We start from the raw sequence: 26,385 nt of genomic DNA on the forward strand, positions 1-26,385 counted from the left end.
TACTTGCAGCGTCCCCTGCGCAACCCACCCGCCCGGCCAGGCGCGGCTGTTGCAGTCGACTGACAGTCGACTCTACCGATCTGCAGCCACGAGGGGCTCAGCCGTTGGCTTTCGCCTTCGCCTCGCGGGCGGCCTGCTGCTCGACCAGGGTCAGCGCGACGTTGTCACGCAGGTACGCCGGCTCCACCTTCTCCGCCGCCACGCCTTCGCCACGGGCGAACGCCGGCACCGCCAGCGCCAGCACGTCCGATGCGCGCGGCAATGCGGCGGCATCAAAGGCACGCAGCCCAGCCCCAAGCTGGGACACCAGCGCGCCCTCGGCCGCGCCGAAACCCGTGCCCACGCCATAGGCCTGCAGCCCGTCCGGCAGCGCCACCGCCGCCGGCGCGCACACGCGCTCGGCATCGCGGGCTACCGGCAGGCCGTCCACCCGCTCGAAGCGGGCCACATACAACTCGCCCATCCGCGCATCGATTGCCGACAGGATCTGGTCTTCTTCAACCGGCGCACGCAGCGCCAGCACCTGCAGCGTCGACACCGGCAGCAGCGGACGATCCAGCGCCAGCGCGATGCCCTGGGCAATCGCGATCGCCAGGCGCACGCCGGTAAACGCGCCCGGGCCGCGGCTGAGCGCAATGCCATCCAGCTGGCGGCGGCTGATGCCGGCCTCGGCCAGCAGCGCCTCGGCCCACGGCAGGCTCAGTTCGGCATGGCGGCGCGGGGCGATCTCGAAGCGCTCCAGCACCTGCCCATCAACATGCAGGGCAACGGAACAGGCTTCGGTGGCGGTTTCAAAGGCGAGCAGTTTCATCGGATTGAATCAGGACGCATCGGGTCAGAACAGGGGGAACGTGGCACCGGGCGCCGGCTCCGGGCCCGGCACGGGGGCTGGGGCTGGGGCTGGGGAAGTCGGGGCAGCGGCGGCGGTCTCGGGCGCCCATTGTGGCCCAAAGAAGGCCTGCACATCGGCCAGCGCGCGGGTGCGGCGGAACGGCGGCAGCGAATCAAGGAAAACCCGGCCATAACTGCGGTTGAGCAGGCGTGGATCACACAGCACCAGCACGCCACGGTCGGTTTCGCTGCGGATCAGCCGGCCCACGCCCTGCTTGAGGGCGATCACTGCCTGCGGCAGCTGCTCGTCGCGGAACGGATTGCCGCCCTGGCTGCGGATCGCCTCCAGCCGCGCCTCGTACACCGGATCATCCGGCGCGGCGAACGGCAGCTTGTCGATCACCACCACGCTCAGCGCCTCGCCCACCACATCCACGCCCTCGCGGAAGCTGGCCGAGCCCAGCAGCACACCGTTGCCGGATTCGCGGAAGCGCTGCAGCAGCGTGGCGCGCGGCGCCTCACCCTGCACGAACAACGGCCAGGGCCCATCGCGCAGCGCTTCGGCCGCCTCGCGCAGCGCACGGTGTGAAGCGAACAGCAGGAATGCCCTGCCCTGCGACGCCTGCAGCACCGGGCGCAGGACCTGGATGAGCGCCGTGCCGAAGCCGCGCGCGGCCGGGTCGGGCAGGCCTTCAGGCAGGTAGCACAGCGCCTGATCGGGCCAGTTGAACGGACTGGGCTGGACCAGGGTGTGCGGGTCGTCCAGACCCAGGCGGGTCGCAATGTGATCGAAGCCACCGCCCACGGTCAGCGTGGCCGAAGTGAAGATCCAGGCCGCACGGCTGCGCTCGCGATGCTCGCGCAGCGGGCCGGACACATCCATCGGCGTGCGCTGGCAGCGGAAACCGCGCGGGGTGAGTTCGTACCACAGCACATCGGCGGCACTGGCCACCTCGGCCGGGTCGGTATCGAAATCGAGGGCAGGCGCATCATCGCCCAGCCAGCGCGCCAGCCGCGAAACCGCTTCGCGTGCGCGGGCATGGCAGGCATCGAGGCCGGCGGCCGCCTCGCGCAGCGGCTGTAGTGCCTGCTCCAGCGCCACCAGGCAGCTCATCGCCGCATCGAAACCATCGCGCACCTGTGGCATCGCCAGCGCGCGCCACTGCGTGCCCCGCGACGGCAGCCCTTCCATTGCCAGGCGCAGGGCCAGCAGCGCCTGCTGCAACTGGTCCACCGGTTCCTGCAGCGCCGACTGCGCGCCGCCGACGCCGCGCGCCTCGGCCAGGCAGTCGCGGCCCAGTTCCTGCCACGGGCGCATGCCGAAGCCTTCACCGAAGAACTGCGCGGCCAGCTCCGGCAGCTGGTGCGCTTCGTCGATGACGAAGGCCTGCGCGCCGGGCAGCAATTCGCCGAAGCCATCCTGTTTCAGGGCCAGATCGGCCAGCAGCAGGTGGTGGTTGACCACCACCACGTCGGCCGCCTGCGCACGTTGCCGCGCGTGTACGACGAAGCAGTCATCCCAGAACGGGCAATCCGTGCCGAGGCAGTTGTCGACGGTGGAGGTGACCATCGGCAGCAGCGGTGAATCGTCGGCCAGCCCGTCCAGTTCGGCGATATCGCCGAACTGCGAGCGGCCGGACCAGGCGAGGATGCGCTGGAACTGCGCGGCCTGCTCGGGGCTGGAAAAACGCGGTTCGCCGCGCGCCTGCTGCAGGCGATAGCGGCACAGGTAATTGGCGCGACCCTTCAGCAGCGCGCTGCGCAGACCGACGCCCAGCGCCTGGCGCACACGCGGCAGATCGCGATGGTAGAGCTGGTCCTGCAGTGCGCGGGTACCGGTGGAGATGATGGTACGCAGCCCGGACAGCAGCACCGGCACCAGATAGGCAAAGGTCTTGCCGGTGCCCGTGCCGGCCTCGGCCAGCAGCAGGTCACGCTGCTGCAGCGCATCGGCGATGGCCTCGGTCAGGCGCAGCTGCGCGGGACGCGGGACGAAGGCATCCAGGTGCGAGGCGAGCGCGCCGCCTTCGCTGAGGGCTTCGCGGCTGGCATGAACGAGGTCGGACATCAGACAGGAAGGATACCCGGCCGGGCGCTGCCCGGCACCCGTTTCAAGCCAAGGCCGGAGCAACGGCAACAGCAACAGCGGTGTTAATGGCTCTGGGTTGCTGCGTGCTGGGCGGGGCGGGAGGGGCAGGCAGGACACGCCGTAAACCCGTCCCTGGGGCTCGATGGCGCCATCCATGGCGCCAACGGTCCTGCCTACCCCTCCCGCCCCGCCTTCGACAGTTTCCCGGTGACGGACGCACATGTTTCGTAGCGTCGAGCTTGCTCGACTGGATTCAGAAGCGGTGGGTCGAACGGAAACAAGAAGGGGTCGGAGCCGTTTTCCTGCGGAAAACGGCTCCGACCCCACCGCGAGTGCGCGCAGCGCGCGACCCGCTTTTGCCTTGATTTTTTCTTTTCCGTGGCTGGACGCACACGGAAACTGTCAGGGGACCGGCGGGTGGGTTGCGCAGGGGCGTGAGCCGCATGGATGCGGCGACCGAGCTTACATGGACGTACTTGCAGCGTCCCCTGCGCAGCCTACCCGCCCGGCCCACCTCGCAAGGCCAGTCGACTAACAGTCGACTCTACCGACCGACCAGCCACGAGGGGCTGCGCCGTTGGCTGGAATACTTCAGTACCGCTTGATCCCCGGCACCGTGCAACCCTCGATCTGCGAATGCGCCGAGACCGCATTTTCCTTCTCGCCACGCGCCAGGCGCGACTGCTCGATCGTCGCCCAGTGCCGGCGGCACAGCGGGCCCGTCTTTGACCCCAGGTCCACCGCCTTGCGCGCAAACGTCTCCGCCTCCGCCCACTGGCCCTGCAGCAGCGCGATCTCCGCACGTTCCTGCAGCACCGCCGGGTCGCCGGCCACGATCTGCAAAGCCTGGTCCAGGCTGCCCGCAGCCGCCGCCAGATCGTTGCGCTGGCGCTGGGCCAGCGCGGTCTGGCGCAGGTCTTCCACCTGCGAATCACGCAGCGGCTGCACCGACAGCTCCTTGTCGTCCGGACCGGCCGCCACGTCCACCGCCGCCAGGCGCTGGGCCGGCGTCGTCGTGTCCACCGGCTTGGCCACCGGGGGTGGGCTGCTCACGCAGGCCGCCAGAGCCAGGCTCAGAGCGGTCACAGCCAACAGCGGATACAGGGATCGAACAGTCATCGGCATCACCGGCTGGGAGGGGGAGTAGCGGCCGCAGGCGCTGGCGCGGGTTCGCCGGCCGGCGGTTCCTGCTTGCGGTCCAGGCCGAACCAGCTGCGCCAGCCGCCGCCTTCGCTCTCGCCTCCCTGCTCATCCGGCAGCGTGGCCGGGGCGCAGGGTGCGTAGGCCGGCGCATAGCCGACCACGAACGGGAAGCGGCGCGCATCCGGGCAGCCTTCATCGGTGCTGTTGGTGCCGGTGGCAGCCACCGGCTGCCAATCCAGGCCCTTGTTGCTGACCTTCAACGGTGCACTCGGCAGACGCTGGAAGATGCCCGACCACACCCGCATCGCGCCGGTGGCGCCGTACAGCCCGGCCTGCTCGTTCTGGTCGTTGCCCATCCAGATCACCGCCAGGTGGTCGCCGGTGTAACCGGCATACCAGCTGTCGCGGCCATCATTGGTGGTACCGGTCTTGCCCGCCGGCTGCAGGCGGCCAAGGCCATCGGCATTCAGACGCTGCGCGGTGCCACTGGCAACCACCTGCTGCAGGCCGATGCTGATCAGGTTGGCGGCAATCGAATCGCCTTCCTGCGCCGGGGCCGGAGTCTTGTCATACCGCTTGAGCAGTTTGCCCTGCGGGTCGAGCACGCCGCGCACCGCATGCAACGGCTGGATCTCACCACCCGACGCCAGGAACTGGTACAGCTGCGCCATCGCATACGGGCTCTGGTCGGTCGAGCCGAGGATCACCGCCGGGTTGGCATCGGCCTTGATGCCGGCCAGCACATGGATCAGCTGGGTCACCCGTTCAGGACCCACCTGCATGCCCACACGCACCGTGGCCTGGTTGTAGGAGTGGGCCAGCGCATCGATCAGCCGCACCGTGCCATGGCTGCGGTTGTCCGCATTGCCCGGGCTCCAGTTGCGGCCACGACCCAGCTGCACCGTCACCGGCGAATCGTCCACCCAGCTGGCCAGCGAATAGCGGTCCGGCTGCGCAAGCGCCAGCAGGTACACGAACGGCTTCAGCAGCGAACCCACCGGGCGCTGTGCCTCGATGGCGCGGTTGAAACCGACCTCGGAGACCTCGCGGCTGCCGATCACGGCCACCACGTCGCCGTTGTGCACGTCGGTCATCACCATGCCGGCCTGCAGTTCGGGGCGACGCTTGCTTTCCAGCGACTTGATGGTGCGGGTGACCGCGCCTTCGGCGTAGGCCTGCGCGGACGGCGACATGCCCGACATCACGCTCAGGCCGGCGCCCTGCAGGGCCGATTCGGGGTAGTCATGGCCGAGCTGGCGGCGCACCAGGTCCACATAGGCCGGGAAACGGTTGGCCGCCACCAGGCCCGGGCTCTTCGGCACGCCCAGCGGCGCCTTCAGCGCACGCTGGTACTCGGCATCGTCGATCAGCGTCGCTTCGTGCAGCTTGCCCAGCACGAAGTTGCGGCGGTCCAGCGCACGTTCCGGGTTGCGCCGCGGATCGTAGTAGGACGGGCCCTTGACCAGGCCGATCAGCAGCGCGATGTGCTCGGTATCCAGGGATGACAGGTCGCGGCCGAACCAGAACTCGGCGCCGGAAGACATGCCGTGGATGGCCTGGCTGCCGCGCTGGCCCAGGTACACCTGGTTCAGATACGCCTCGAAAATGGTGCGCTTGTCGTAGCGCGCTTCCATGATCAGCGCGTACAGCACTTCATTGAACTTGCGGGTGATCGTCTGTTCCTTGCCGATGCCGAGCAGGCCGCTGCGGGCCAGCTGCTGGGTCAGCGTGGAAGCGCCCTGGCGGCTCTGGCCGCCGGAACGGATGGTCACCCACACCGCACGCGCGATGCCGGACAGGTCGATGCCGTGGTGGCGGTTGAAGTCCTTGTCTTCCACCGCCTGCAGGCCCGTGACCAGCAGGTCCGGTGCTTCGTTCATGCGGATCAGGCGGCGCTCTTCCTGCTTCTGCCCGTACAGTGTGGCGATGCGGGCGGGATCCAGGCGGGCCGCCTTCAGCGCCTTGCGCGAACCGGCGTCGCGCAACGACGCGATGCTGCCGCCGGACAGCGACAGCTCCACGCGCCGGGCGGCAACATGGCCGTCCACATCGTTGTAGCCGCGGCTGGAAATGGTGAAGCGTCCGCCCTGCACCGCATAGGTGGCCGGATCCTTGCCCTCGCCGTCATCGCGGTAGGCCGAGGCGGCCAGTTCGGTTTTCAGCGTGGCCGCGTCCATGGCTTTGCCCGGCACCAGCACCAGCGGGCGCGCGTAGACACGGGTCGGAATCTGCCAACGCAGCTCACCGAAACGCTGGGTGACCTGCTGGTTCAGGTACAGCGTGTAGGGAATGAGGAAGCCCAGGCCCAGCGCGACTGCCGCCAGGGTCCAGGTGATCAGCCGGCGCCGCCACAGCGGTCCGGTGTCCTGCAGGTCGTCGTCGAGATCGTCGGTGTCGTCGGAATCGTAGCGTCGGGGCACGGGAATGCGGGAATGTAGGGTCAGGCGAGTCTACCCCAGCCCTTCCCGCAGGAAAGGGCTGGCGTTCGGCCTGTTCAGCGACTGCCCGGCGGCAGGCCGCCGCTCACCCCGCGCACGCCGTCCCACAGGCCCTTCAACATGAACCGCAGTCGAACCCCGCGTGGCGCCAGGAACAGGCTGTTGCCCACCAGCTTCAGAACCAGCCGCGGCACATCCTGGGCAATCCACACGCGCGGCGTGTACGCGCGGGCGTACAGCAGCACCCGGTTGCGCATGATGAAGTACAGCCGGAACGGCTTGTGCACCACCACCCCATCCGGCTTCGCCCGGGATGGCAGCAGCTCCTCGCCGATGCTGTGGCTCATCTGCGCGTCGCAGATGCCGTACAGCGCGTAACCGGCGCGCTTGGCGCGGAAACACCAGTCCATGTCCAGGTTGTCGATGAACAACCCTTCATCCATTGGGCCGATGGCCTGCAGCGCCTTCATCGGCACCAGCGAACCGGAGGTGATGAGGAAATCACATGCAACGCGCTGGCCCGGCCCGCCGCGCAGCTTGTGGTTGAGCGGAAAGCCGAAACGGACGAACGGTGCCAGCACGCCACTGCGCGAATCGCGGAACTGCGGGCCGACGGCAGCCACCGGCCCGTGCTGCGCAAGGTCCAGCAGCGCCGTCCACAGCACATCCACCATGCCCGGCGCCAGCACGCTGTCCTGGTCCATCAGCAGGACATGGTCGAAACCCAGTGCGGCGGCTTTCTCGTACGCACGGTTCAGCGCACTGCCCAGCCCCACGTTGCGCGGCGAGGCCACCAAGGTGACGCCCGCCCGGTCGCCCAGCATCGCGGCCACATCGACCTCGCCACTGGCATTGTCGAACACCACCAGATGCCCGACCTGCTGCAGCACGCTGTCGACCACGCGCGGCAACAGGGCCGGGTCCGGCCCATAGGTGACGATCACGGCGCAGACGCGGGATGCGCGGGCATCCGCCGCGCGCTCGGGTGCCTGCGGGGTCATCGGGCCCCTCGCATCGCTGCCCATATGCTCCGGCCGACAGTGACTTCAGATGCTACGCGGGACATGGCCAGAGGGGGGAAGTTGGAGCCGCTGGACTATACCCGACTCCCCTCCCCTACGCAGGTTCAGCGCCGCCAGGATTCAGCGCCCACCTGCCGCAGGCGCTGCTCGAACGCGGCCAGTTCCGGCAGGTCCGGCTGCAGTTGGCGCACCTGCTCAACGGCGGCCTCGGCAAAGGCCACGTCACCACGCCCCAACCGCTCGCTGCCGATGGCCAGCCAGCGCTGCGCCAGCCGCACCCGCGCCGACGGCAGGCCCGCTGCGGTCGGCGCCAAGGTCTGCCATGCCTGCAGGCAGGCACCTGCGGCCTGCACGCGGTTCTGCCGCAGGTTGTCATCGAAGCACGCCCGGCTGGCCGGCAGCAGGCGCGCTGCAGCAGCCTTCACCCGGGCATCGCGCGGGGCCAGCGCCTGTGCCTCGCGCAGCGCATCGAAGGCGCTGTGCCCGGGCGGACTGATCCAGCGCCCGTCGTGCGCGGCGCGGTCGATCTGGCGCAGGCGGTCGCGCAGCTGCCGTTCGCGCTGGGCCGCACTCAACGTCGGCTGGCGCTGCGCCTGCTGCGCCTGCTGCCCGCGCTGGATGCGCTGCCCGGCCTGCTGCAGGGCGGCCGGCGAGGCGCCCAGTGCAGCGGCACGCGCACGGTCGGCCTCGGCCGCCTCGAACTGGAACGCAGCGGCCTGGCGCTGGCTGCGCGCAAGCAGCGCCTGCGCCGTCTGCTCACGGCCGCGCACGGCGGTGGGATCATCCGGCGCCACCGCCAGCACGGCGTCGAAGGCATCGGCCGCCGCATCCAGCTTCTGCTGTTTCAGCGCACGCTGGCCCTGCCGCAGGCGCTGGTCCAGCGCGCGTGCCAGTGCTTCCTGGCTGGCCGGCAGATCGCTGTGTCCGGCATCAAACTGGCGTGCGCGCTGCAGCAGCGCCGCCGCCTGCGCCAGCTCGCCGCGTGCAGCCAGCGCTCTGGCCCGCTGCAGGAGATCGCTCAGTGCATCCTCGCGCCCTTCCAGGGCCGGCAGGTTGTCCGGCTGCAGGGCCAGAATGCGCTGGAACAGCGGCAGCGCGCTGCTGTCGCCCTCATCCAGCCGGCCAGCGGCGAAGGCGTTGCGGGCCTGTGCCAGCCACGCGCCGATGCCCGCACCGGCACTGCGCCGAGCCTGCAGCTGCTGCGCCACGGCATCGGCCTCGCCCTGCGGCACCTGCAGCTCGCGGGCCAGCACCAGTGCCTGCGCGCTGCCGTCCAGGTCACCGGCCTGCAACCGCGCCTGCGCCTGTCGCAACGCGGCCGCCCCCGTGCTGGCCAGGCCCTGTCGCGCCTGCAGGCGATCACCATCAAGCGCCAGCGCAGCCTGGTAGCGCTCGCGTGCGCCGCTGCCATCCTCGGCGGTCAAGCGCCCTGCAGCCAACGCACGGTCGCCCTCGGCCAACAGCTGTTCGATCTGCGGCTCATCCCAGAACCAGTCAGCCAGTGGCCTGCGCAGCAGCACCAGCACCACGAACACCGCCACTGCGGCCAGCAGCGCCCAGCGCCAGACCCGGCGCGCATGGCGGGCCTGCAGCCACCACCAACGCCCCTCGCGGCGGACGCGATCGAGCGTGGGGTGGTCAGCGCCGTGGCGGCGATGCGGGGGCTCGCGTTCCATGCGTGCAGGGTAGCCGGGGCAGCGTGAAGCTCAGCCCAGACGACGCGCTTCGCTCACGCCCGGCAGTGCATCCAGTTTGCCCAGCAGGTTGGAGAGCTGGCCGTAATCGCTCACCTTCAGGCGCAGGCGCAGGTGCGCGCGGCCGCTGTTGCGCACGTTGTCGCTGTGGATGTCGAGCACGTACGCGTCTTCCTGTGCGATCAGATTGGTGATGTCCTTCAGCAGCCAGCGACGGTCCACCGCATTGACCACCACATCCACTTCGTAACCCCCGCCGGCCTGGCCCCATTCCACCGGCAGGATGCGCTGCGGGCTGGCGGCGGCAAGCCGTGCCAGCGCCGCGCAGTCTGCGCGATGCACGGTGACACCGCGGCTGCGGGTCAGGTATCCGACGATGGGCTCGCCGGCCACCGGCTGGCAGCAGCGCGCCAGCTGCACCAGCAGGTTGCCCACGCCCTGCACGGTGAACTTGGAACTGCCGAGGTTCTCGCGGCGCGCGGTCGGCCGCGGCAGGGTCGGCGCGGGCGCCGGCTGGCTGGCGGCACGTTCGGCTTCCAGCAACGCGCGGCTGACCTGGTTGGGCCCGGTATCGCCCAGCGCCACCTGGATGTACAGATCGTCAACGCTGTCGGCGTGGAATTTCTTCGCCGCTGCCGCCAGGTCCGAATGCTGCAGGCCCAGCCGCTTCAGCTCACGCTCCAGCAGCTCCCGGCCGGCCTGCACGTTGCGCGCGCGGTCGAGCTTGTGGAACCAGCTGCGCACCTTTTCACGCGACCGGTTGCTGGCCAGGAAACCCAGGGCCGGCATCAGCCAGTCACGGCGCGGGTCCGCCTCCTTGCCGGTCAGGATCTCCACCCGGTCACCACTGCGCAGGCGGTAAGTGAGCGGCACGATGCGTCCGTTGACCTTGGCACCACGGCAGCGGTGGCCGACCATCGTGTGCACCTGGTAAGCGAAATCCAGCGGGGTTGCCCCCTGCGGCAGGTCCAGCACCTCGTCCTTCGGGCTCAACGCGTAGACCCGGTCCTCGGTCAGTTCGGCATCCAGCGCACCGGCCAGTTCGTTGCCCTGCCCCTCCTGCGCCTGTTCCAGCAGCTGGCGCATCCAGGTGATCTTGCGGTCGAAGGCTTTTTCCCCGCCCTTGCCGCCTTCCTTGTACTTCCAGTGCGCGGCGACGCCCAGCTCGGCCTGCGCATGCATGTCGTGGGTGCGGATCTGCACTTCGATGGTGCGCCCTTCCGGGCCCACCACGGCGGTGTGCAGCGACCGGTAGTCGTTGGCCTTGGGGCGGGCGATGTAATCGTCGAACTCACTCGGCACCGGCGCCCACAGTGCGTGCACCACACCGAGTGCGGCATAGCAGGCCGCCACGTCGTCGACCATCACCCGGACGGCACGGATGTCGTACAGCTGGTCGAACGCCAGCCGCTTCTTCTGCATCTTCCGCCAGATGCTGTAGATGTGCTTCGGACGCCCGCTCACCTCGGCGTGGATGCCCTGCGCGGCCAGTTCGCGCGACAGCGTCTTTTTGACGTGCTCGACGTAACGCTCGCGCGCGATGCGTGTTTCGTCCACTTCGCGCGCGATCCGGCGGTAGGTTTCCGGCTCCAGGTGGCGGAAGGCCAGGTCTTCCAGCTCCCACTTCAACTGCCAGATGCCCAGGCGGTTGGCCAGCGGGGCGTGGATGTCACGGGTCAGCTGGGCCAGCGCACGGCGCTGCTCCTCATCCAGCTTGTCGGCCGCACGCATGCGCGCCAGCTGGCGCGCCAGCAGGATCGGCACCACCCGCAGGTCGTGGATGATGGCCAGCAGCAAGCGGCGCAGGCCTTCACTGTTGCGGCCGGCCTCGCGCCCGGCATGCAGCGCCCAGACCGGATCGGCCGCGTCCTGGCCATCCAGCAGACCGACCACCGCTGTCCGGTGGTTGCCCAGCGGCAGCGTATCCAGATGCGCGCGCAGGCCCGGCAGGTCGAACAGCAGCGCAGCCAGCACCGCGCCTTCGTCGGCCGACAGCAGGGCCAGCGCGTCCAGCGTGTCGGCCAGGATCTGCGGGCTGCTGCCACGCATCTCATGCGATGTTTCTGCGGCGTCCCACAGCTGCAGCAGGGCCTCGCGCAGCGGCGCGGGCAGCACCGCCGCCGAGGGGCGGTTCAACAAGGCTTCCAGGCCGGGGGCAGACGCGCGGTTCACAGCATCGGACATCAAAGACAGAAGGCTCTACGGTAACGCTCCGCCCGTTCAGGAACAATCGTCGGCGCCGCTTTTCTCCAGCAACGGGCACCACATCCGGCCAACGCCCGGCCCATTGGATGCGGCCTTTCTGGCGGGATTGGCGCTTGAGTGCATAAGCCAGGGTGAATTACTCATGTGGCATTCCACCGGGAACACGGGCGTGAGCCTGCGCATCGTCGTCCACCTGCTTGCTGCCGCGCTTGCTGCCGCGCTTTCTGCCGCGCTTCCAGCGGCGCTGTCACTGGCTGCACTCGGCGGCCTGCCTTCGCTGCTGCCCTGGAAACCGCCGCGAACAGTTACATCATTGCCGACAAGATCTTCGAGTTCATTCAGTCGCGAATAACGGCGACTGGCGGCCAGCAATGCGGCAGATCGTCATGTTGCTTCCTGACTGATCGGTTCAGGCAACCACGCCGGGTTTACACATCGCTGGGCATGGTCGAGTCCGCTGCGGCGGTGGACCGCAGCCTGCCTGCGGGGAGTGCCGATGTCGTGGATGGAAAACGTTTCACTCGTCACGCTGTTGTTCAACTTCGCGTTCTTCTATCCGGTCGTCATGGCCTTCTTCTGGATGGTCGGCGGCATCTACTATTATCTGCGCCGCGAACGCAGGGCACCGCGCCCTGACGCGCCGCCGCCGCTGCGCAGCCAGCCGCCGGTCAGCGTGCTGGTGCCCTGTTTCAACGAAGCGGTGCACATCGCCGATACGATCCATGCCATCGCAGCGCAGGATTATGCGCCGCTGGACATCATCGCCATCAATGACGGCAGCAGCGATGACAGCGCCACCGTGCTGGAAAGCCTGCTGCCGCAGTACCCGAACCTGCGCGTGGTGCATCTGGAACAGAACCAGGGCAAAGCCAATGCCTTGCGGATCGGTGCCTTGGCCGCGCGCTCGGAATACCTGGTCTGCGTGGATGCCGATGTGCTGCTGGACCGGCATGCCACGCGCTGGATGGTCGGCCACCTGATCGACGGCCCACGTGTCGGCGCCGTCACCGGCAACCCGCGCGTGCGCAACCGCACCACCCTGCTGGCACGCATGCAGGTGGGCGAGTTCTCCGCCATCATCGGCCTGATCAAGCGTGCCCAGCGCGTGTATGGCCGGCTGTTCACCCTGTCCGGCGCCATCTGCGCGTTCCGTCGCACCGCGCTGCATCGGGTCGGCTTCTGGAACGACCGCATGGTCACCGAGGACATCGACATCTCCTGGCGCCTGCAGCTGGATGGCTGGGACATCCGCTACGAACCCAACGCGCTGTGCTGGGTGCTGATGCCGGAAACCCTGCGCGGCCTCTGGCGCCAGCGCCTGCGGTGGGCCCGCGGGGGCGTGGAGGTGCTGCTGCAGCACGGCCGCAAGGTGCTGTCCTGGCGCCGGCGGCGGATGTGGGGCGTGCTGCTGGAATATGCGCTGAGCCTGGCGTGGGCCTACACCATGCTGGCCATCGTGGTGCTGTGGCTGCTTGGCAAGGTGATGCCGCTGCCCGCCGCGCTGTACGTGGATACCCTGCTGCCACGCTGGCATGGCGTCGTGCTGGCGCTGGTGTGCCTGCTGCAGTTCGGCACCAGCCTGCTGATCGAACGCCGCTATGAACCCGGCCTGGCGCGCAAGTTCTACTGGGTCATCTGGTACCCGCTGGCCTTCTGGACCATCGGCATGGCGGCCGCCGTGGTCGCGCTGCCGCGCACCCTGCTGTCCTGGCGGCAGCAACGCCGCGCACGCTGGATCAGCCCGGACAGGGGGCTCTCATGACCCCGCCTCCTGTCATCGTGCGGCCCGAGCGGCTGGCACGCCAGCAACGGTTCCTGCAGCGCGCGGCCACGCTGCTGGCCTGGTCCGCCTACGCCTGGCTGTGGGTGCCGCTGATCACGCTCATCGCCTGGCTGGTGGGCCTGCGGGCCGGCTGGGAGCGCCTGTTCCTGCTGCGCAACGCGGTCGATCCCTTCTTCCTGGCGGCCTTGCCGATCATCGCCCTGTTCTGCGGGCTGCTGCTGATCGGCTGGGCCGAGTACAACCGTGCCCGTTTCGCCGATGCAGACGACCGCCAACGCCGCTCCGATGTGGCCGACGCGGCAGTGCGGGCGCGGCTGCAGGCCCCCGCACAGGTGATGCATACCCTGCGCCGGCATCGGGTGGTGACCGTGCGCATGGACGACCAGGCACGCCCGGTGCGCGCGTGGCCGACGCAGCGCCTGCCGTAGGGCAGGTGCTGGCCCGCGTGCGCTGCTCTACACTCGGGCCACATCCAGGAGAAACGCCATGTCCCTGCGCTCGTTGCGCCCGCTCTGTGTTGCCCTCGCCCTGTGTACGCTCGCAGTGCCTGCACTGGCCCAACGTGTCGTCGAGGGGGATCTGCAGACGCAGATGAGCCCGCAGGAATTCAAGGCCGCCGGCCTGGACAAACTCAGCGCCGGCGAGCTTGCCACGCTCAACCGCTGGCTGCAGGGCAAGGTCGAGGCCGCCACCACCCGGGCCGTCGCCGCCGTACGCGAAGAAGCGCGCGAGCAGGGCCGCCAGGAGGTGATCGTCAAGAACCGCGGGTTCTTCGATTTCGGCAGCAGCGAGCCGGTGACCGGCGTGCTGCAGGGCGAATTCCGTGGTTTCGGCAAAGGCCGCATCTACACCCTGGACAACGGCCAGGTCTGGGAACAGGTCGACGCCACCAGCGTGTCCGGCGTGCGCAAGCAATCGCCGAAGGTCAGCATCCAGCCCGGCATCATGGGCGTGTGGTACATGAAGGTCGATGGCGTGAACACCCAGCCCAAGGTGCGCCGTACCAAATAACGGCGACGCCGGGCATGGCCCGGCGCCAACCGTTGCGGGGATGCGCCGGGCGATGCCCGGCGCGATCGGTTTACAGCTGGCGCAGTGCGGTCACCCGTTGCGCCAGCTTCTTGGCCGAGATGCCGGTGCGTGCACCCAGTTCCTGCGCGAACAGCGACACGCGCAGCTCCTCCAGGTCCCAGCGCAGCGCCTGCCACTGCGCGCGCTCACGCAGGCCCTGCTCCTCGCCGGTACGCAGCGCTTCCAGGAAGGGATGCAGTTCCAGCATGCGGGCCTGGTCGCGCGGCGGATCGCGCTTGGCCCGTTCGGTGCGCAGGATCATCGCCTTCAGGTAGCGCGGATACTGCGCCAGCGCATCGGCCGGCGTATCACGCAGGAAGCCGGGGTGGATCAGCCCCACCAGCTGCGCCTCCATGTCATCCAGGTTGCCGCGTGCCCAGCCCATCAGCGGCGCTTCCAGCAGCGGCTTCAGCTCGGCCACCAGCGCCAGGATGGTCTCGGCCAGCTTCAACCGCGACATCGCCTCGCCGAACAGCGCCTTGGCCGCATGGTCGCGGCGCTGCTCGAACGCGGCCGCATCGCGGATGTCCTCCAGGCCCTCGGCCAGCACCGCGTTCATCGCCGCATCCACCAGATCGCCACGCAGGCGTTCCTGCGATTCGATGGCCGCGTACAGCAGGCCGGTCTTGGGGGCGACCGGCAGCTGCTTGCGTGCCTGCTTCACCTTCTCGGCCAGGGCGATCTCCAGCAGGCGGCGCACGCCCAGCGGATGGGCTTCCTGCGCCTGCTGGCGGTCGGCGAAGATGCGCAGTGCCACGCTGTCGCCCTCATCCAGCAACGCCGGGTAGGCCGGCACGCCGGCTTCGCCGGGCACCTGCAGCGGAATCGGCGCAGCCGGGAAGGTACGCAGGCCATCAGCCGCCATCTCGCGCCCGGCGCGTGCCGCGAAGGCATCGCCAGCCCGGCTGCCGAACCTCGCGCGCAACGCATCAAGATCACGCGAGGTTGCCAGCACCTTGCCGTGCTCGTCGCGCAGGCGCAGGTTCATGTGCAGGTGCGGCTCGATCGAACCCGGCTCGAAGTCGAGCGCGGTCACCGTGGCGCCGGTCGCGCGTGACAGGAAGCGCGCCAGTTCGCCGGTCATGGCATCGGCGCTGGGCTGCGGGAATGCCTCGAAGAAGGCACGGCCAAAATCCGGGGCCGGCACGTAATTGCGGCGCATCGCCTTGGGCAGGCTGCGGATCAGCGCCGACGCCTTGTCGGCCACGAAGCCGGGCGCCAGCCAGCCCAGCTGTACCGGGTCCAACGCGTTGAGCAGGTGCAGCGGCACGTCCAGGGTCACGCCGTCATCGTCGGCGCCCGGCTCGAAGCGGTAGTGCAGCGGCAGCCGTGCCTGGCCTAGCGGCAGGTATTTCGGGTAGCGCTCCTGTTCGCTGCCTTCGCCGGGCAGCAGGTCCACCAGCGACCAGTGCAGGGTCTTGCGCTGCTCCGGCGGGAGTGCCTTCCACCAGGTGTCCAGGCCAGCTGCCGAATGGATCTGCGGCGGCACCCGGTCCAGGTACCAGCGGGCCTGCCAATCTTCGTCAGCCACGATGCCGGCACGGCGCAGCTTGGCCTCTTCCTCGCGTGCCAGTTCCAGCACCTTCTGGTTGTCGGCCACGAAACTGGCGCGGGTGTTGATCTCACCGGTCACCAGCGCCTGCCGCACGAAGATGTCATGCGCCTCGCCGGGTTCGATGCGACCGTAGTGCACCGGCTTCTTCGGTGCCAGCACCAGGCCGAACAGGCTGATCTGCTCGGAGGCCAGCACCTGGCCCTGCGCGCGCGACCAGTGCGGATCGAAGTGCTTGCGCAGCAGCAGGTGCGGCAATTCGGCAATCACCCAGTCCGGTTCGATGGCGGCCAGGGTCATGCCCCACACCTTCTGCGTATCCAGCAGGTTGGCCACCAGCAGCCACGGCGGCGGCCGCTTGGACAGCGCCGAGCCCGGGAACGGCAGGAAGCGGCGTTGGCGCGGGGCCTGGAAATCGCCCTTTTCGGTGCGGTGGCCGATCTGCGTCGGCAGGCCCGCCACCAACGCGCGGTGCAGGGTCTGGTAAGCGGCCGCGCGCACGCGCTCACTGAACCCGCCGCCGGCCGGCGCCTGTTCCTTCTGCGCGCGCACGGCCACCGGGGCCGGTGCCGCCTCGGCTTTGCCCTCGCGGGCCAGGCGCGCGGCGCGGTGCAGCTGGCCACGGGTCGCCTTCACCGCGGCGGCATCGTCGCGCGCAGGGGCCGGCGCACTGCTGCCGGCCAGCAACGGTGCCATCGATGCCTCGATGGCTTCTTCCTTCCAGCCCAGTTCCTCGCACAGCAGGCGCAGCTGGCGATGCAGTTCGCGCCATTCGCGCATGCGCAGGAAGCCGAGGAAATGGCGGCCGCACCAGTCGCGCAGCTTCGATTGGGTGAGGTCTTCGTGGGCCTGCCGGTAGCCATCCCACAGGCGCAGGACGCCCACGAATTCAGAGCGCCCATCGGCGAACTGAGCGTGCGCGCTGTCAGCCGCGCCGCGCGCTTCGGGCGGGCGTTCGCGCGGGTCCTGGATGCCCAGGAAAGAGGCGATCACCAGCATCGGCCGCAGGCAGCCCGCAGCCTGCGCGGCCACCAGCATGCGCGCCAGCTTCACGTCCACCGGCAGGCGGGCCATCTGCTTGCCGATGGTGGTCATGCGCCGCTCGGCGTCGATCGCACCCAGTTCGGTCAGCTGCTGCCAGCCATCGGCCACCGCGCGTTCGTCCGGCGCTTCCAGGAACGGGAATTCCTCGATGCGGCCCAGGCCCAGCTGCAGCATGCGCAGGATCACCCCGGCCAGGCTGGAACGGCGGATTTCCGGATCGGTGAATTCCGGCCGCGCCTGGAAATCCGCTTCGGCATACAGCCGGTAGCAGATGCCCTCGGCGATACGGCCGCAGCGGCCCTTGCGCTGGTTGGCGCTGGCCTGCGAAATCGGCTCGATATGCAGGCGGTCCAGCTTGTTGCGCGGGCTGTAGCGCTTGACGCGGGCGAAGCCCGGATCCACCACGTAGCGGATGCGCGGCACGGTCAGCGAGGTTTCCGCCACGTTGGTGGCCAGCACGATGCGCCGGTTCGGGCCCGGGTTGAAGACCCGGTCCTGGTCCTGGTTGGACAGCCGTGCGTACAGCGGCAGCACCTCGGTGTTGCGGTACTTGCGCCGTTCCAGCGACTGGTGCGCATCGCGGATCTCGCGCTCGCCGGGCAGGAAGATCAGCACATCGCCACGGGAATCCAGGCGGGTGATCTCGTCGATGGCCGACACGATGGCATCGTTGACGGTGCGCTCGCCCTCCTGCTCACCCTCGCCTTCCAGCGCGCGGTAGCGCACTTCCACCGGGAAGGTGCGGCCTTCCACGCTGATGACCGGTGCATTGTCGAAATGCTGGGCGAAACGCTCGGTATCGATGGTGGCCGAGGTGACGATCAGTTTCAGGTCCGGGCGCTTGCGCAGCAGCTGCTTCAGGTAGCCCAGCAGGAAATCGATGTTGAGGCTGCGTTCGTGCGCCTCGTCCACGATGATCGTGTCGTAGTTCGACAACCAGCGGTCGCTGGCGATCTCCGCCAGCAGGATGCCGTCGGTCATGAACTTGATGCGGCTGTCTTCACTGACCTTGTCGTTGAAGCGCACCTGGTAGCCCACCAGCTGGCCCAGCTCGCTGTGCAGTTCCTGCGCCACGCGGCTGGCCACCGCGCGTGCGGCGATACGGCGTGGCTGGGTGCAGCCGATCATGCCGGCCTGGCCCCGGCCGGCGGCCAGGCACAGTTTCGGCAGCTGGGTGGTCTTGCCCGAGCCGGTTTCACCGGCAATCACCACCACCTGGTGGTCGCGGATCAGGCCGATGATCGCCTCGGCTTCACGCGCAATCGGCAGCTGCGGGTCCAGAGTAATGGCCGGCTGCTGTTGCGCCCGCACCTGCCGGCGCTGCACCGACGCCTGCAAGGCCTGCTCGAAGGTCGCGGCCAGGGCCGCATCCTGTGGCTTGGCCTGGCAACGCGAGAGCATTCCCAGCAAACGGCCCCGGTCGCGGCTCATGGCGCCGTCGATGGCGGCGCGCTGGTGGCGCAGGCGGGGCGGCGGATTTTTATCGATAGCGTTCATCAATCGGTTCGTTCAAAACTTTGAAAGCGACCAGTCATCGAGACTGATTTACTGTGAAGGCCAACGATTCCACAAGGAGGAACCCCATGGCGAAGACCAAGAGCACGACCCCGCCCAAGAGCAGGACCGGCAAGCAGAAGCTGGCTGCGGCGGCACCGTCGGCCCCCAACATCGATATCGGGATCACCCAGGGCAACCGCAAGAAGATCGCCGACGGTCTGTCGCGGTTCCAGGCTGATGCGTTCACGCTCTACCTGAAGACCCACAACTTCCACTGGAACGTGACCGGGTCGATGTTCAACTCGCTGCACACCATGTTCGAGACCCAGTACACCGAGCAGTGGGCGGCCCTGGACGATGTGGCCGAGCGTATCCGTGCGCTGGGGTTCAATGCCCCGGGCTCCTACCGGGAATTCGCTGCGCTCACCTCGATCGCCGAGGAGCCGGGCCTGACCGACAGTGCGGACTGGCGTGAGATGGTACGCCAGTTGGTCGTTGCCAACGAAGCGGTCTGCCGCACGGCCCGTGAAGTGCTGGATGTGGCTGACGATGCCGACGACGCCCCGACCGAGGATCTGATGACCCAGCGCCTGCAGACCCACGAGAAGTACGCCTGGATGCTGCGCTCGCTGCTGCAGTAACCCTTCAGGGCTTCGCCCCTGCAGGTTTCCATGATTCCGCTGCACGGAATCATGGACCCTGCATCACATGCCGGCCTCTCCCCGCGCCTGTCGGCGCGCCCCCCTCAACAGAGGGGGCTGTCTGGGCTGGCAGCAGGTCGGGACGTCCTGGGGTCGGATCCCGTTGCCACGCAACGGGCTCCGACCCCATTTTGCTTATCGATATCTGACAGATTCATCCACGCATGGCGTGGATCTACGGCCACCGGGCCAGGTCTGGGGCAGAGCCCCCTGAGTCAGCGCGCATGCGATGGCGCGTTCCCAGGGCGCAGCCCTGCCGAACCCCTACCACCCCCGCCGGGGTAAACTAGCCGGATGGCTTCCCGTCCCGCGCACGATCTGCTTCAACGCGTCTTTGGTTACGACGATTTCCGTGGTCCCCAGCAGGACATCGTGGAGCATGTGGCTGCCGGCCATGACGCCCTGGTCCTGATGCCCACCGGCGGCGGCAAGTCGCTGTGCTACCAGGTCCCGGCCCTGCTGCGTGACGGATGTGGCATCGTCATCTCCCCGCTCATCGCGCTCATGCAGGACCAGGTCGAAGCCCTGCGCCAGCTTGGCGTGCGCGCCGAATACCTGAACTCCACCCTGGATGGTGAAACCGCCGCCCGCGTCGAACGCGAGCTGCTGGCCGGCGAACTGGACATGCTCTATGTCGCCCCCGAGCGCCTGCTCACCGGGCGCTTCCTGTCCCTGCTCTCGCGCAGCCACATCGCCCTGTTCGCCATCGACGAAGCGCACTGCGTGTCGCAGTGGGGCCATGATTTCCGCCCGGAGTACCGCCAGCTCACCGTGCTGCACGAGCGCTGGCCGGACATTCCGCGCATCGCCCTCACCGCCACCGCCGACCCGCCCACCCAGCGCGAGATCGCCGAGCGCCTGGATCTGGCGCAGGCCCGGCACTTCGTCAGCTCGTTCGACCGCCCCAACATCCGCTACACCGTGGTGCAGAAGGACAACGCCCGCAAGCAGCTGACCGATTTCCTGCGCGGCCACCGCAGCGAGGCCGGCATCGTGTACTGCATGTCGCGGCGCAAGGTCGAGGAAACCGCCGAGTTCCTCTGCGGCCAGGGCTTCAATGCCCTGCCTTACCACGCCGGCCTGCCGCCGGAGGTGCGGGCGAACAACCAGCGCCGCTTCCTGCGCGAAGACGGCATCGTCATGTGCGCCACCATCGCCTTCGGCATGGGTATCGACAAGCCGGACGTGCGCTTCGTGGCGCATACCGACCTGCCCAAGTCGATGGAAGGCTACTATCAGGAAACCGGCCGCGCCGGCCGTGATGGCGAGGCCGCCGAGGCCTGGCTGTGCTACGGGCTGGGCGACGTGGTGCTGCTCAAGCAGATGATCGAGCAGTCCGAGGCCAGCGAAGAGCGCAAGCAGCTTGAACGCGGCAAGCTGGACCATCTGCTGGGCTACTGCGAATCCATGCAGTGCCGCCGCCAGGTGCTGCTGGCCGGCTTCGGCGAAACCTATCCCCAGCCCTGCGGAAACTGCGACAACTGCCTGACCCCGCCGGCCGCCTGGGATGCCACCATTCCCGCGCAGAAGGCGCTGAGCTGCGTCTACCGCAGTGGCCAGCGCTTCGGCGTCGGCCATCTGATCGACATCCTGCGTGGCAGCGAGAACGAGAAGATCAAGCAGCAGGGCCACGACAAGCTGAGCACCTACGCCATCGGCCGCGACCTGGATGCGCGTACCTGGCGCAGCGTGTTCCGCCAGCTGGTGGCCGCCAGCATGCTGGAAGTGGACAGCGAGGGCCACGGCGGCCTGCGCCTGACCGACGCCAGCCGTGACGTGCTGACCGGCCGCCGCCAGGTCAGCATGCGCCGTGATGCCGCCAGTGCTACCGGCGGGCGCGAGCGCAGCGCCCAGCGCACCGGTCTGTCGGTGCTGCCGCAGGACCTGGCCCTGTTCAACGCCCTGCGTGGCCTGCGTGCCGAACTGGCCCGGGAACAGAACGTACCGGCCTTCGTGATCTTCCACGACAGCACCCTGCGTAACATCGCCGAACAGCGCCCCACCAGCCTGGATGAACTCGCCCGGGTTGGCGGCATCGGTGGCACCAAGCTGAGCCGCTACGGCCCGCGCCTGGTGGAGATCGTGCGCGAGGAGGGGTGACCGTTTTCCCGCGCCGCGCTGCGCGCTCGCCGGGCGTGACCCGGCGCTACCCTCGTCCTGCTCCAACCTTGAACCATCCATTCAGCCAGATGTGCATCGCGCCCCGCTTGCCGCTAGATTGACGCCCATGTCCCTCGCCTCGACCCTGCTCCGTGTCGTGCTCATGCTCAGCCTGTTGCTCAACGGGCTGAACGCGGCCATGGCCGGCGGGCACGAGCGGATGGGGCAGATGGCGCATGCCATGGCCACCGCCGAGGCGGACGAGCCCGATTGCCACCACCACGTCGGCATGAAGGCCGAACCCGCGCCGCAGGCCGAAGCACATGCCCACGACGCGCATTGCCAGATCAAGGACTGCGTGCGCAGCTGCGCCCAGCATCCCTTGCTGGCGGTGCAGCCACACGCGTTCGTGGCTGGCCCGGCGCTGTCGCTGGCCCCGCAGCCGATGCCCGGCGCCGGCCGCCCGGCACCGCCGCTGCCTCCCATTTCACGCCCTCCCATCGGCTGATTCCACGCGTACCGCTGCCGGCCTGCTGCCGGCGCCTTCCCGTGTCTGGAGTCACCCATGAATACCCGCATTCCCCCCGGTACGGGCGCCCTGCCCCTGCCGTCGCGCCGCCTGTTCGTGCAGGGCCTCGCCGCTGGCGGCGTGGTCGCCGGCGCTGCCGCCCTCGGCGTACCGCAGCGTGCCCTCGCCGCTGCCAGCGCCACCCCACGCCTGGCCGGCGCACCGGCCGTGCTCACCGATACCCGCGTCGAGCTGGCCATCGGCGAGTCGCTGGCCAACTTCACCGGCCGCACCCGCCCGGCCATCACCGTCAACGGCTCGCTGCCCGCGCCCATCCTGCGCTGGCGCGAGGGCCAGACGGTGGACCTGTTCGTGCGCAACACGCTCGACCGCCACCCCACCTCCATCCACTGGCACGGCATCCTGCTGCCAGCCAACATGGACGGCGTGCCCGGCCTCAGCTTCAACGGCATCGGCCCCGGCGAGACCTACCACTACCACTTCCAGTTGAAGCAGTCGGGCACCTACTGGTACCACAGCCATTCGATGTTCCAGGAGCAGGCCGGCCTGTATGGCGCGCTCATCATCGACCCGGCCGAACCGGCGCCGTACCACCACGACCGCGAGCACGTCATCCTTCTCTCGGACTGGACCGACATGGATCCGCGCGCGCTGTTCCGGCGCATGAAGAAACTCGCCGAGCACGACAACTACTACAAGCGCACCCTGCCCGACTTCGTGCGCGACGTGCGCCGCGATGGCTGGTCGGCGGCGATTGCCGACCGTGGCATGTGGGGCCGCATGCGGATGACGCCCACTGACATCTCCGACGTCAACGCGCACACCTACACCTATCTGATGAACGGCACGGCCCCGGCCGGCAACTGGACCGGGCTGTTCCGCAGCGGTGAAAAGGTGCTGCTGCGCTTCATCAACGGCGCCTCGATGACCTACTTCGACGTGCGCATTCCCGGCCTGAAGATGACCGTGGTCGCCGCCGACGGCCAGTACATCCATCCGGTCAGCATCGATGAATTCCGCATCGCCCCGGCCGAGACGTTTGACGTGCTGGTGGAGCCCACCGGCCAGGATGCGTTCACGATCTTCTGCCAGGACATGGGCCGCACCGGCTTCGCCGCCGGCACCCTCGCCGTGCGCCATGGCCTGCAGGCCCCGGTTCCGCAGCGCGACCCGCGCCCGCTGCTGACGATGTCGGACATGGGCCACGACATGGCCCATCTCCCAGGTATGTCGGGCCATGACATGGGTGGCCACGGTGGCCACGACATGGCCGCGATGAAGAGCATGGAAGGCGGCTGCGGTGCCAGCATGGGTCACGGCGCTCACGGCGGCGACACCGCCAGCAAAGCCCCGAAGCACCCCGCCAGCGAGCGCAACAACCCGCTGGTGGACATGCAGAGCTCGGCCACCGACCCGAAGCTGGATGACCCCGGCATCGGCCTGCGTGACAACGGCCGCCAGGTGCTCACCTACGGCGCCATGCACAGCCTGTTCGAGGACCCCGACGGCCGCGAACCCAGCCGCGAGATCGAACTGCACCTGACCGGCCACATGGAAAAATTCGCCTGGTCGTTCGATGGCATTCCCTTCGCCAGCGCCGAACCGCTGCGGCTGAACTACGGCGAGCGCATGCGCATCGTGCTGGTCAACGACACCATGATGCAGCACCCCATCCACCTGCACGGTGTGTGGAGCGACGTGGAAAACGCACAGGGCGAATTCCAGGTGCGCAAGCACACCGTGGACATGCCGCCCGGTACCCGCCGCAGTTACCGCGTCCGCGCCGATGCACTGGGCCGCTGGGCCTACCACTGCCATCTGCTGTACCACATGGAAGCGGGGATGATGCGCGAAGTGAGGATCGAAGAATGAGCCGCCTGCTCTCTCAACGCACGATCACAGGCAGCGTGCTGGCCATCGGCGTCGCCGCGGCCCTGCCCGCCTTCGCACAGTCGCATGGCGACCATGCCGGCCATGACATGGCCGCACCGAAGCCGGTCGATCATTCGCAGATGGACCATTCAACGATGGGCCACTCGAAGATGGACCACTCGAGCATGGATCACTCAAGCATGGATCACGGCGCGGTGGATCACTCGCAGATGGATCATGCGGCGATGGGCCACGACATGCCCGCCCCCAGCGAACCGCGCGAACCGATCCCGGTTCCGACCGATGCCGACCGCGCTGCCGCATTCCCGCCCATCGACCATGGCGCGATGGAGCACGCCCCGGACATCAACAGCCTGCTGCTGGTGGACCGCCTGGAGCAGTGGGACGGAAAGAACGGCGATGGCCAGGCCTGGGAAGCCACCGGCTGGATCGGCGGCAACATCAACCGCCTCTGGCTGCGCAGCGAGGGCGAGCGCAGTGGCGGCCGCACCGAGTCCTCCTCGCTGGAAGCCCTGTACGGCCGCAGCGTGTCGCCGTGGTGGGACGTGCTGGTGGGCATGCGCCAGGACTTCCGCCCCGCAGATTCGCGCACCTGGGCCGCCATCGGCATCCAGGGCCTGGCGCCGTACAAGTTTGAAAGCTCGGCCACGCTCTATCTGGGCTCGGGTGGGCAGGTGCTGGCCAAGGCCGAAGTGGAGTACGAGGTGCTGCTGACCAACCGGCTGATCCTGCAGCCGCTGGTGGAAGCCACGCTGGCCGCCAAGGACGAACCCGAACACGGCATCGGCCGCGGCCTGGACAAGGTCGAAACCGGCCTGCGCCTGCGCTACGAGTTCAGCCGTCGCTTCGCGCCGTACATCGGCATCAGCCACGAGCGCCGTTTTGGTGATGGCGCCGACCATGCCGGTGACCACGCGCGCGACACGCGCTGGGTGGCCGGTGTGCGCATGTGGTTCTGAGGCACTGCATGGCCCCGGCACCTGCCGGGGCCCGCTACACTGCGTCGCGTTCCATCCCACACATCGCCATGTCCCTGCAGATCCGCCGCGCCACCCTGGCCGACGCCGAAGCGCTTTCGGCCATTGCCATTGCCACCTACACCGAAACCTGGGGGGACTCGTACCCACCGCAGGAACTGGACGAATTCCTGCAGGCGCACTACGGCAGCACGCCGCAACGCGAGGAACTCACCGACCCACGCAGCGCCGTCTGGCTGCTGCTCGATGGCGGCGATGTAGTGGGCTATCTGGCCGCCGGTGCCAACACCCTGCCGCATGCCGAAGCACGCGACGGCGACATCGAACTGAAGCGGCTGTATATCCTGGCCGCCCACCAGAACGGCGGCCATGGCGCACGCCTGATGGACACCTTCATCGCCTGGCTGGACCAGCCACAGCGCCGCACCCTGTGGGTGGGCGTATGGGAAGAGAACATCGCCGCCCAGCGCTTCTACTCACGCTACGGCTGCGAAAAGGCCGGCGAGTACGACTTCATCGTCGGCAGCACCCGCGACCGCGAGTACATCCTGCGCCGCACGTAGCGCCGCGCAAGCTCTACTGCCCTGATCCGTAGAGTCGAGATCCTATGTTCGCAGTCAAGCCTGCTGGAAGCGGGCTTGGCCCACCTTCAACAGGGCTGGATCGAAATCCTTGCCGCTCTTGAATACACCCCACGCAATCCTGGCCAGCTTTCTGGCCAGAATGTTGAATACGGCTGTGCTTGGGTGTCCGCGCCCTGATAGATCGTCGTAAAGCGGCTGCCCGCCGCGGCAACGCTTGAGACCCATAGCCGCCATGTACAGCATCTGGCGCAGTACGGGCGCGCCTTGTTTGGACAGTCGACGCCGCCCCGTTCTGCCGCCGGATTCGTTGGGCCGAGGGTCCAGGCCGGTGCAGGCGATCCATGCGTTGGCGTTGGCCAGCGGCCAGCGCGTCATGTAGTAGACCAGATGCGCCGCCACGGCCGGACCGATCCCCGGAATGGTCAGCAGACGCTTGTAGAGCGCTTCGTGCTCTCCATCTCGGCACAACTGCTGCAGTTGGCTTTCCAGTTCCGACAGCGTGCTGGCCATTGCCTGAAGGATATCTGCCAGTTCGCCTGGGGCGCTCTTGGTGACCTCGAAGGACTGTTCCAAACGCGCCCGGGTCTCCACCAGCGTCTGTCGCTTGCGCAGCAGGTCGTGCATCTGCTGCTGCTCGTCGCTGCGTGGCACGTATTCACGCAAGCGGTCGCTTTCTTTCTTCACGTACCGGGCGATCACCTGGGCATCCATCGCATCGGTCTTGCCGCGTGCGCCGGTCGCCTTGCCGTAGTTCTTGATCCAGCGAGGATTGATCACGTAGACCACGTGACCGGCTTGAATAGCCATACGCGCCACCAACTCATAGTGCTTGCCGGTCGCTTCCATGCCAATCCGGCATCGCGGCGGGAGCGTCTTGAGCCATCTGGCGATGCCAGCCTTGGTGTTCGGGATTCTGTCACCTGCCTTGCAGTCGGCCACCGCTGGCACGAGCTCCTTGGAGTCCACATCCAGACCAATCACAAGAGAATCGGACATTTGCACTGCTCCCAGCTATCTTTAAGGGGCTGGGGTGGTACCGCACCGACGTTAGCTTGCCTACATCGACGATCCCCTTTTGGGGGCCGTACGATCCTTTATCGACGTTCGTGTGCGGGATGGGGATCGCTCGACTCGTCTGTCGGCTCGATTCCGCAGATGCTTGCTTGACGGTCCCTCCACCCTGGCTCCTACATACCTCGTAGGAGCCGGGAGGAACATACAAGCTTGCTCGA

Annotated in this window: 19 protein-coding genes; 10 read left to right on the plus strand and 9 right to left on the minus strand. The window is 68.3% G+C overall.

All coding sequences use genetic code 11. The features are described 5' to 3' along the window. Positions 1-97 precede the first annotated feature (97 nt). From tsaB to C1924_RS14925, 7 genes are all read right to left on the minus strand, one after another. The gene (tsaB, locus tag C1924_RS14895; RefSeq protein WP_108766003.1) at positions 98-811 is read right to left on the minus strand and encodes a tRNA (adenosine(37)-N6)-threonylcarbamoyltransferase complex dimerization subunit type 1 TsaB; all 714 of its coding nucleotides are present in this window, start codon (positions 809-811) and stop codon (positions 98-100) included. Between the two features lie 24 nt (positions 812-835). Further along, on the minus strand, positions 836-2,899 hold the full coding sequence (locus C1924_RS14900) for an ATP-dependent DNA helicase (RefSeq protein WP_108766004.1): 2,064 nt from the start codon (positions 2,897-2,899) through the stop codon (positions 836-838). 612 nt (positions 2,900-3,511) lie between these two features. After that, a complete protein-coding gene (locus C1924_RS14905) occupies positions 3,512-4,045 on the minus strand; it encodes a hypothetical protein (RefSeq protein WP_108766005.1) in 534 nt (177 codons plus the stop codon). Further along, positions 4,045-6,483, minus strand: coding sequence for a penicillin-binding protein 1B (mrcB, locus tag C1924_RS14910; RefSeq protein ID WP_108766006.1), 2,439 nt, complete (start codon positions 6,481-6,483; stop codon positions 4,045-4,047). The genes C1924_RS14905 and mrcB overlap by 1 nt, the downstream gene beginning before the upstream one ends. A gap of 74 nt (positions 6,484-6,557) precedes the next feature. Continuing rightward, positions 6,558-7,502, minus strand: coding sequence for a glycosyltransferase family 2 protein (locus C1924_RS14915; RefSeq protein WP_108766007.1), 945 nt, complete (start codon positions 7,500-7,502; stop codon positions 6,558-6,560). Between the two features lie 125 nt (positions 7,503-7,627). Beyond that, positions 7,628-9,199 carry a hypothetical protein gene (locus C1924_RS14920; RefSeq protein ID WP_108766008.1) on the minus strand — a complete coding sequence of 524 codons (1,572 nt, stop codon included), beginning with the start codon at positions 9,197-9,199 and terminating at the stop codon, positions 7,628-7,630. A 30-nt stretch (positions 9,200-9,229) separates the two neighbouring features. Further along, positions 9,230-11,401 carry a bifunctional (p)ppGpp synthetase/guanosine-3',5'-bis(diphosphate) 3'-pyrophosphohydrolase gene (locus C1924_RS14925; RefSeq protein WP_174208964.1) on the minus strand — a complete coding sequence of 724 codons (2,172 nt, stop codon included), beginning with the start codon at positions 11,399-11,401 and terminating at the stop codon, positions 9,230-9,232. Between the two features lie 190 nt (positions 11,402-11,591). Between C1924_RS14925 and C1924_RS20350 the strand changes: the two genes are divergently transcribed. The 4 genes from C1924_RS20350 (at position 11,592) to C1924_RS14940 (ending at position 14,216) form a co-directional block, all read left to right on the plus strand. Next, positions 11,592-11,774 carry a hypothetical protein gene (locus C1924_RS20350; RefSeq protein WP_159094808.1) on the plus strand — a complete coding sequence of 61 codons (183 nt, stop codon included), beginning with the start codon at positions 11,592-11,594 and terminating at the stop codon, positions 11,772-11,774. A 153-nt stretch (positions 11,775-11,927) separates the two neighbouring features. Continuing rightward, positions 11,928-13,184 (plus strand): poly-beta-1,6-N-acetyl-D-glucosamine synthase, encoded by a 1,257-nt coding sequence (gene pgaC, locus C1924_RS14930; protein WP_108767080.1) that lies wholly within the window; start codon positions 11,928-11,930, stop codon positions 13,182-13,184. Next, on the plus strand, positions 13,181-13,633 hold the full coding sequence (pgaD, locus tag C1924_RS14935; protein WP_108766009.1) for a poly-beta-1,6-N-acetyl-D-glucosamine biosynthesis protein PgaD: 453 nt from the start codon (positions 13,181-13,183) through the stop codon (positions 13,631-13,633). Before pgaC ends, pgaD begins: the two co-directional genes overlap by 4 nt. Positions 13,634-13,691: 58 nt before the next feature. Then, positions 13,692-14,216 carry a hypothetical protein gene (locus C1924_RS14940; RefSeq protein ID WP_108766010.1) on the plus strand — a complete coding sequence of 175 codons (525 nt, stop codon included), beginning with the start codon at positions 13,692-13,694 and terminating at the stop codon, positions 14,214-14,216. A gap of 70 nt (positions 14,217-14,286) precedes the next feature. On the opposite strand, the gene hrpA is transcribed toward C1924_RS14940, so the two are convergent. Then, a complete protein-coding gene (gene hrpA, locus C1924_RS14945) occupies positions 14,287-18,369 on the minus strand; it encodes an ATP-dependent RNA helicase HrpA (protein ID WP_108766011.1) in 4,083 nt (1,360 codons plus the stop codon). An 86-nt stretch (positions 18,370-18,455) separates the two neighbouring features. Here hrpA and C1924_RS14950 point away from each other — a divergent pair, with 86 nt between their 5' ends. The 6 genes from C1924_RS14950 to C1924_RS14975 all read left to right on the plus strand — a co-directional run bounded on the left by C1924_RS14950 (position 18,456) and on the right by C1924_RS14975 (position 25,132). Then, on the plus strand, positions 18,456-19,010 hold the full coding sequence (locus C1924_RS14950) for a Dps family protein (RefSeq protein WP_254051147.1): 555 nt from the start codon (positions 18,456-18,458) through the stop codon (positions 19,008-19,010). 354 nt (positions 19,011-19,364) lie between these two features. Next, complete coding sequence (recQ, locus tag C1924_RS14955; protein ID WP_108766012.1) at positions 19,365-21,170, plus strand: DNA helicase RecQ; 1,806 nt, start codon at positions 19,365-19,367, stop codon at positions 21,168-21,170. A 127-nt stretch (positions 21,171-21,297) separates the two neighbouring features. Further along, positions 21,298-21,678 (plus strand): CopL family metal-binding regulatory protein, encoded by a 381-nt coding sequence (locus C1924_RS14960; protein ID WP_108766013.1) that lies wholly within the window; start codon positions 21,298-21,300, stop codon positions 21,676-21,678. A gap of 57 nt (positions 21,679-21,735) precedes the next feature. Continuing rightward, positions 21,736-23,571: a copper resistance system multicopper oxidase gene (locus C1924_RS14965; RefSeq protein ID WP_108766014.1), complete on the plus strand. Its 1,836-nt coding sequence runs from the start codon at positions 21,736-21,738 to the stop codon at positions 23,569-23,571. Then, a complete protein-coding gene (locus tag C1924_RS14970) occupies positions 23,568-24,551 on the plus strand; it encodes a copper resistance protein B (RefSeq protein WP_108766015.1) in 984 nt (327 codons plus the stop codon). The genes C1924_RS14965 and C1924_RS14970 overlap by 4 nt, the downstream gene beginning before the upstream one ends. Positions 24,552-24,619: 68 nt before the next feature. After that, on the plus strand, positions 24,620-25,132 hold the full coding sequence (locus tag C1924_RS14975) for a GNAT family N-acetyltransferase (RefSeq protein WP_108767082.1): 513 nt from the start codon (positions 24,620-24,622) through the stop codon (positions 25,130-25,132). A 54-nt stretch (positions 25,133-25,186) separates the two neighbouring features. Here C1924_RS14975 and C1924_RS14980 read toward each other — a convergent pair whose 3' ends face one another. After that, positions 25,187-26,149: an IS110 family transposase gene (locus tag C1924_RS14980; RefSeq protein ID WP_108763628.1), complete on the minus strand. Its 963-nt coding sequence runs from the start codon at positions 26,147-26,149 to the stop codon at positions 25,187-25,189. Positions 26,150-26,385: the final 236 nt, after the last annotated feature.

Origin of the sequence: Stenotrophomonas sp. ESTM1D_MKCIP4_1 (assembly GCF_003086895.1) — a bacterium.
In the GTDB taxonomy this organism is placed as follows: Bacteria; Pseudomonadota; Gammaproteobacteria; order Xanthomonadales; family Xanthomonadaceae; genus Stenotrophomonas.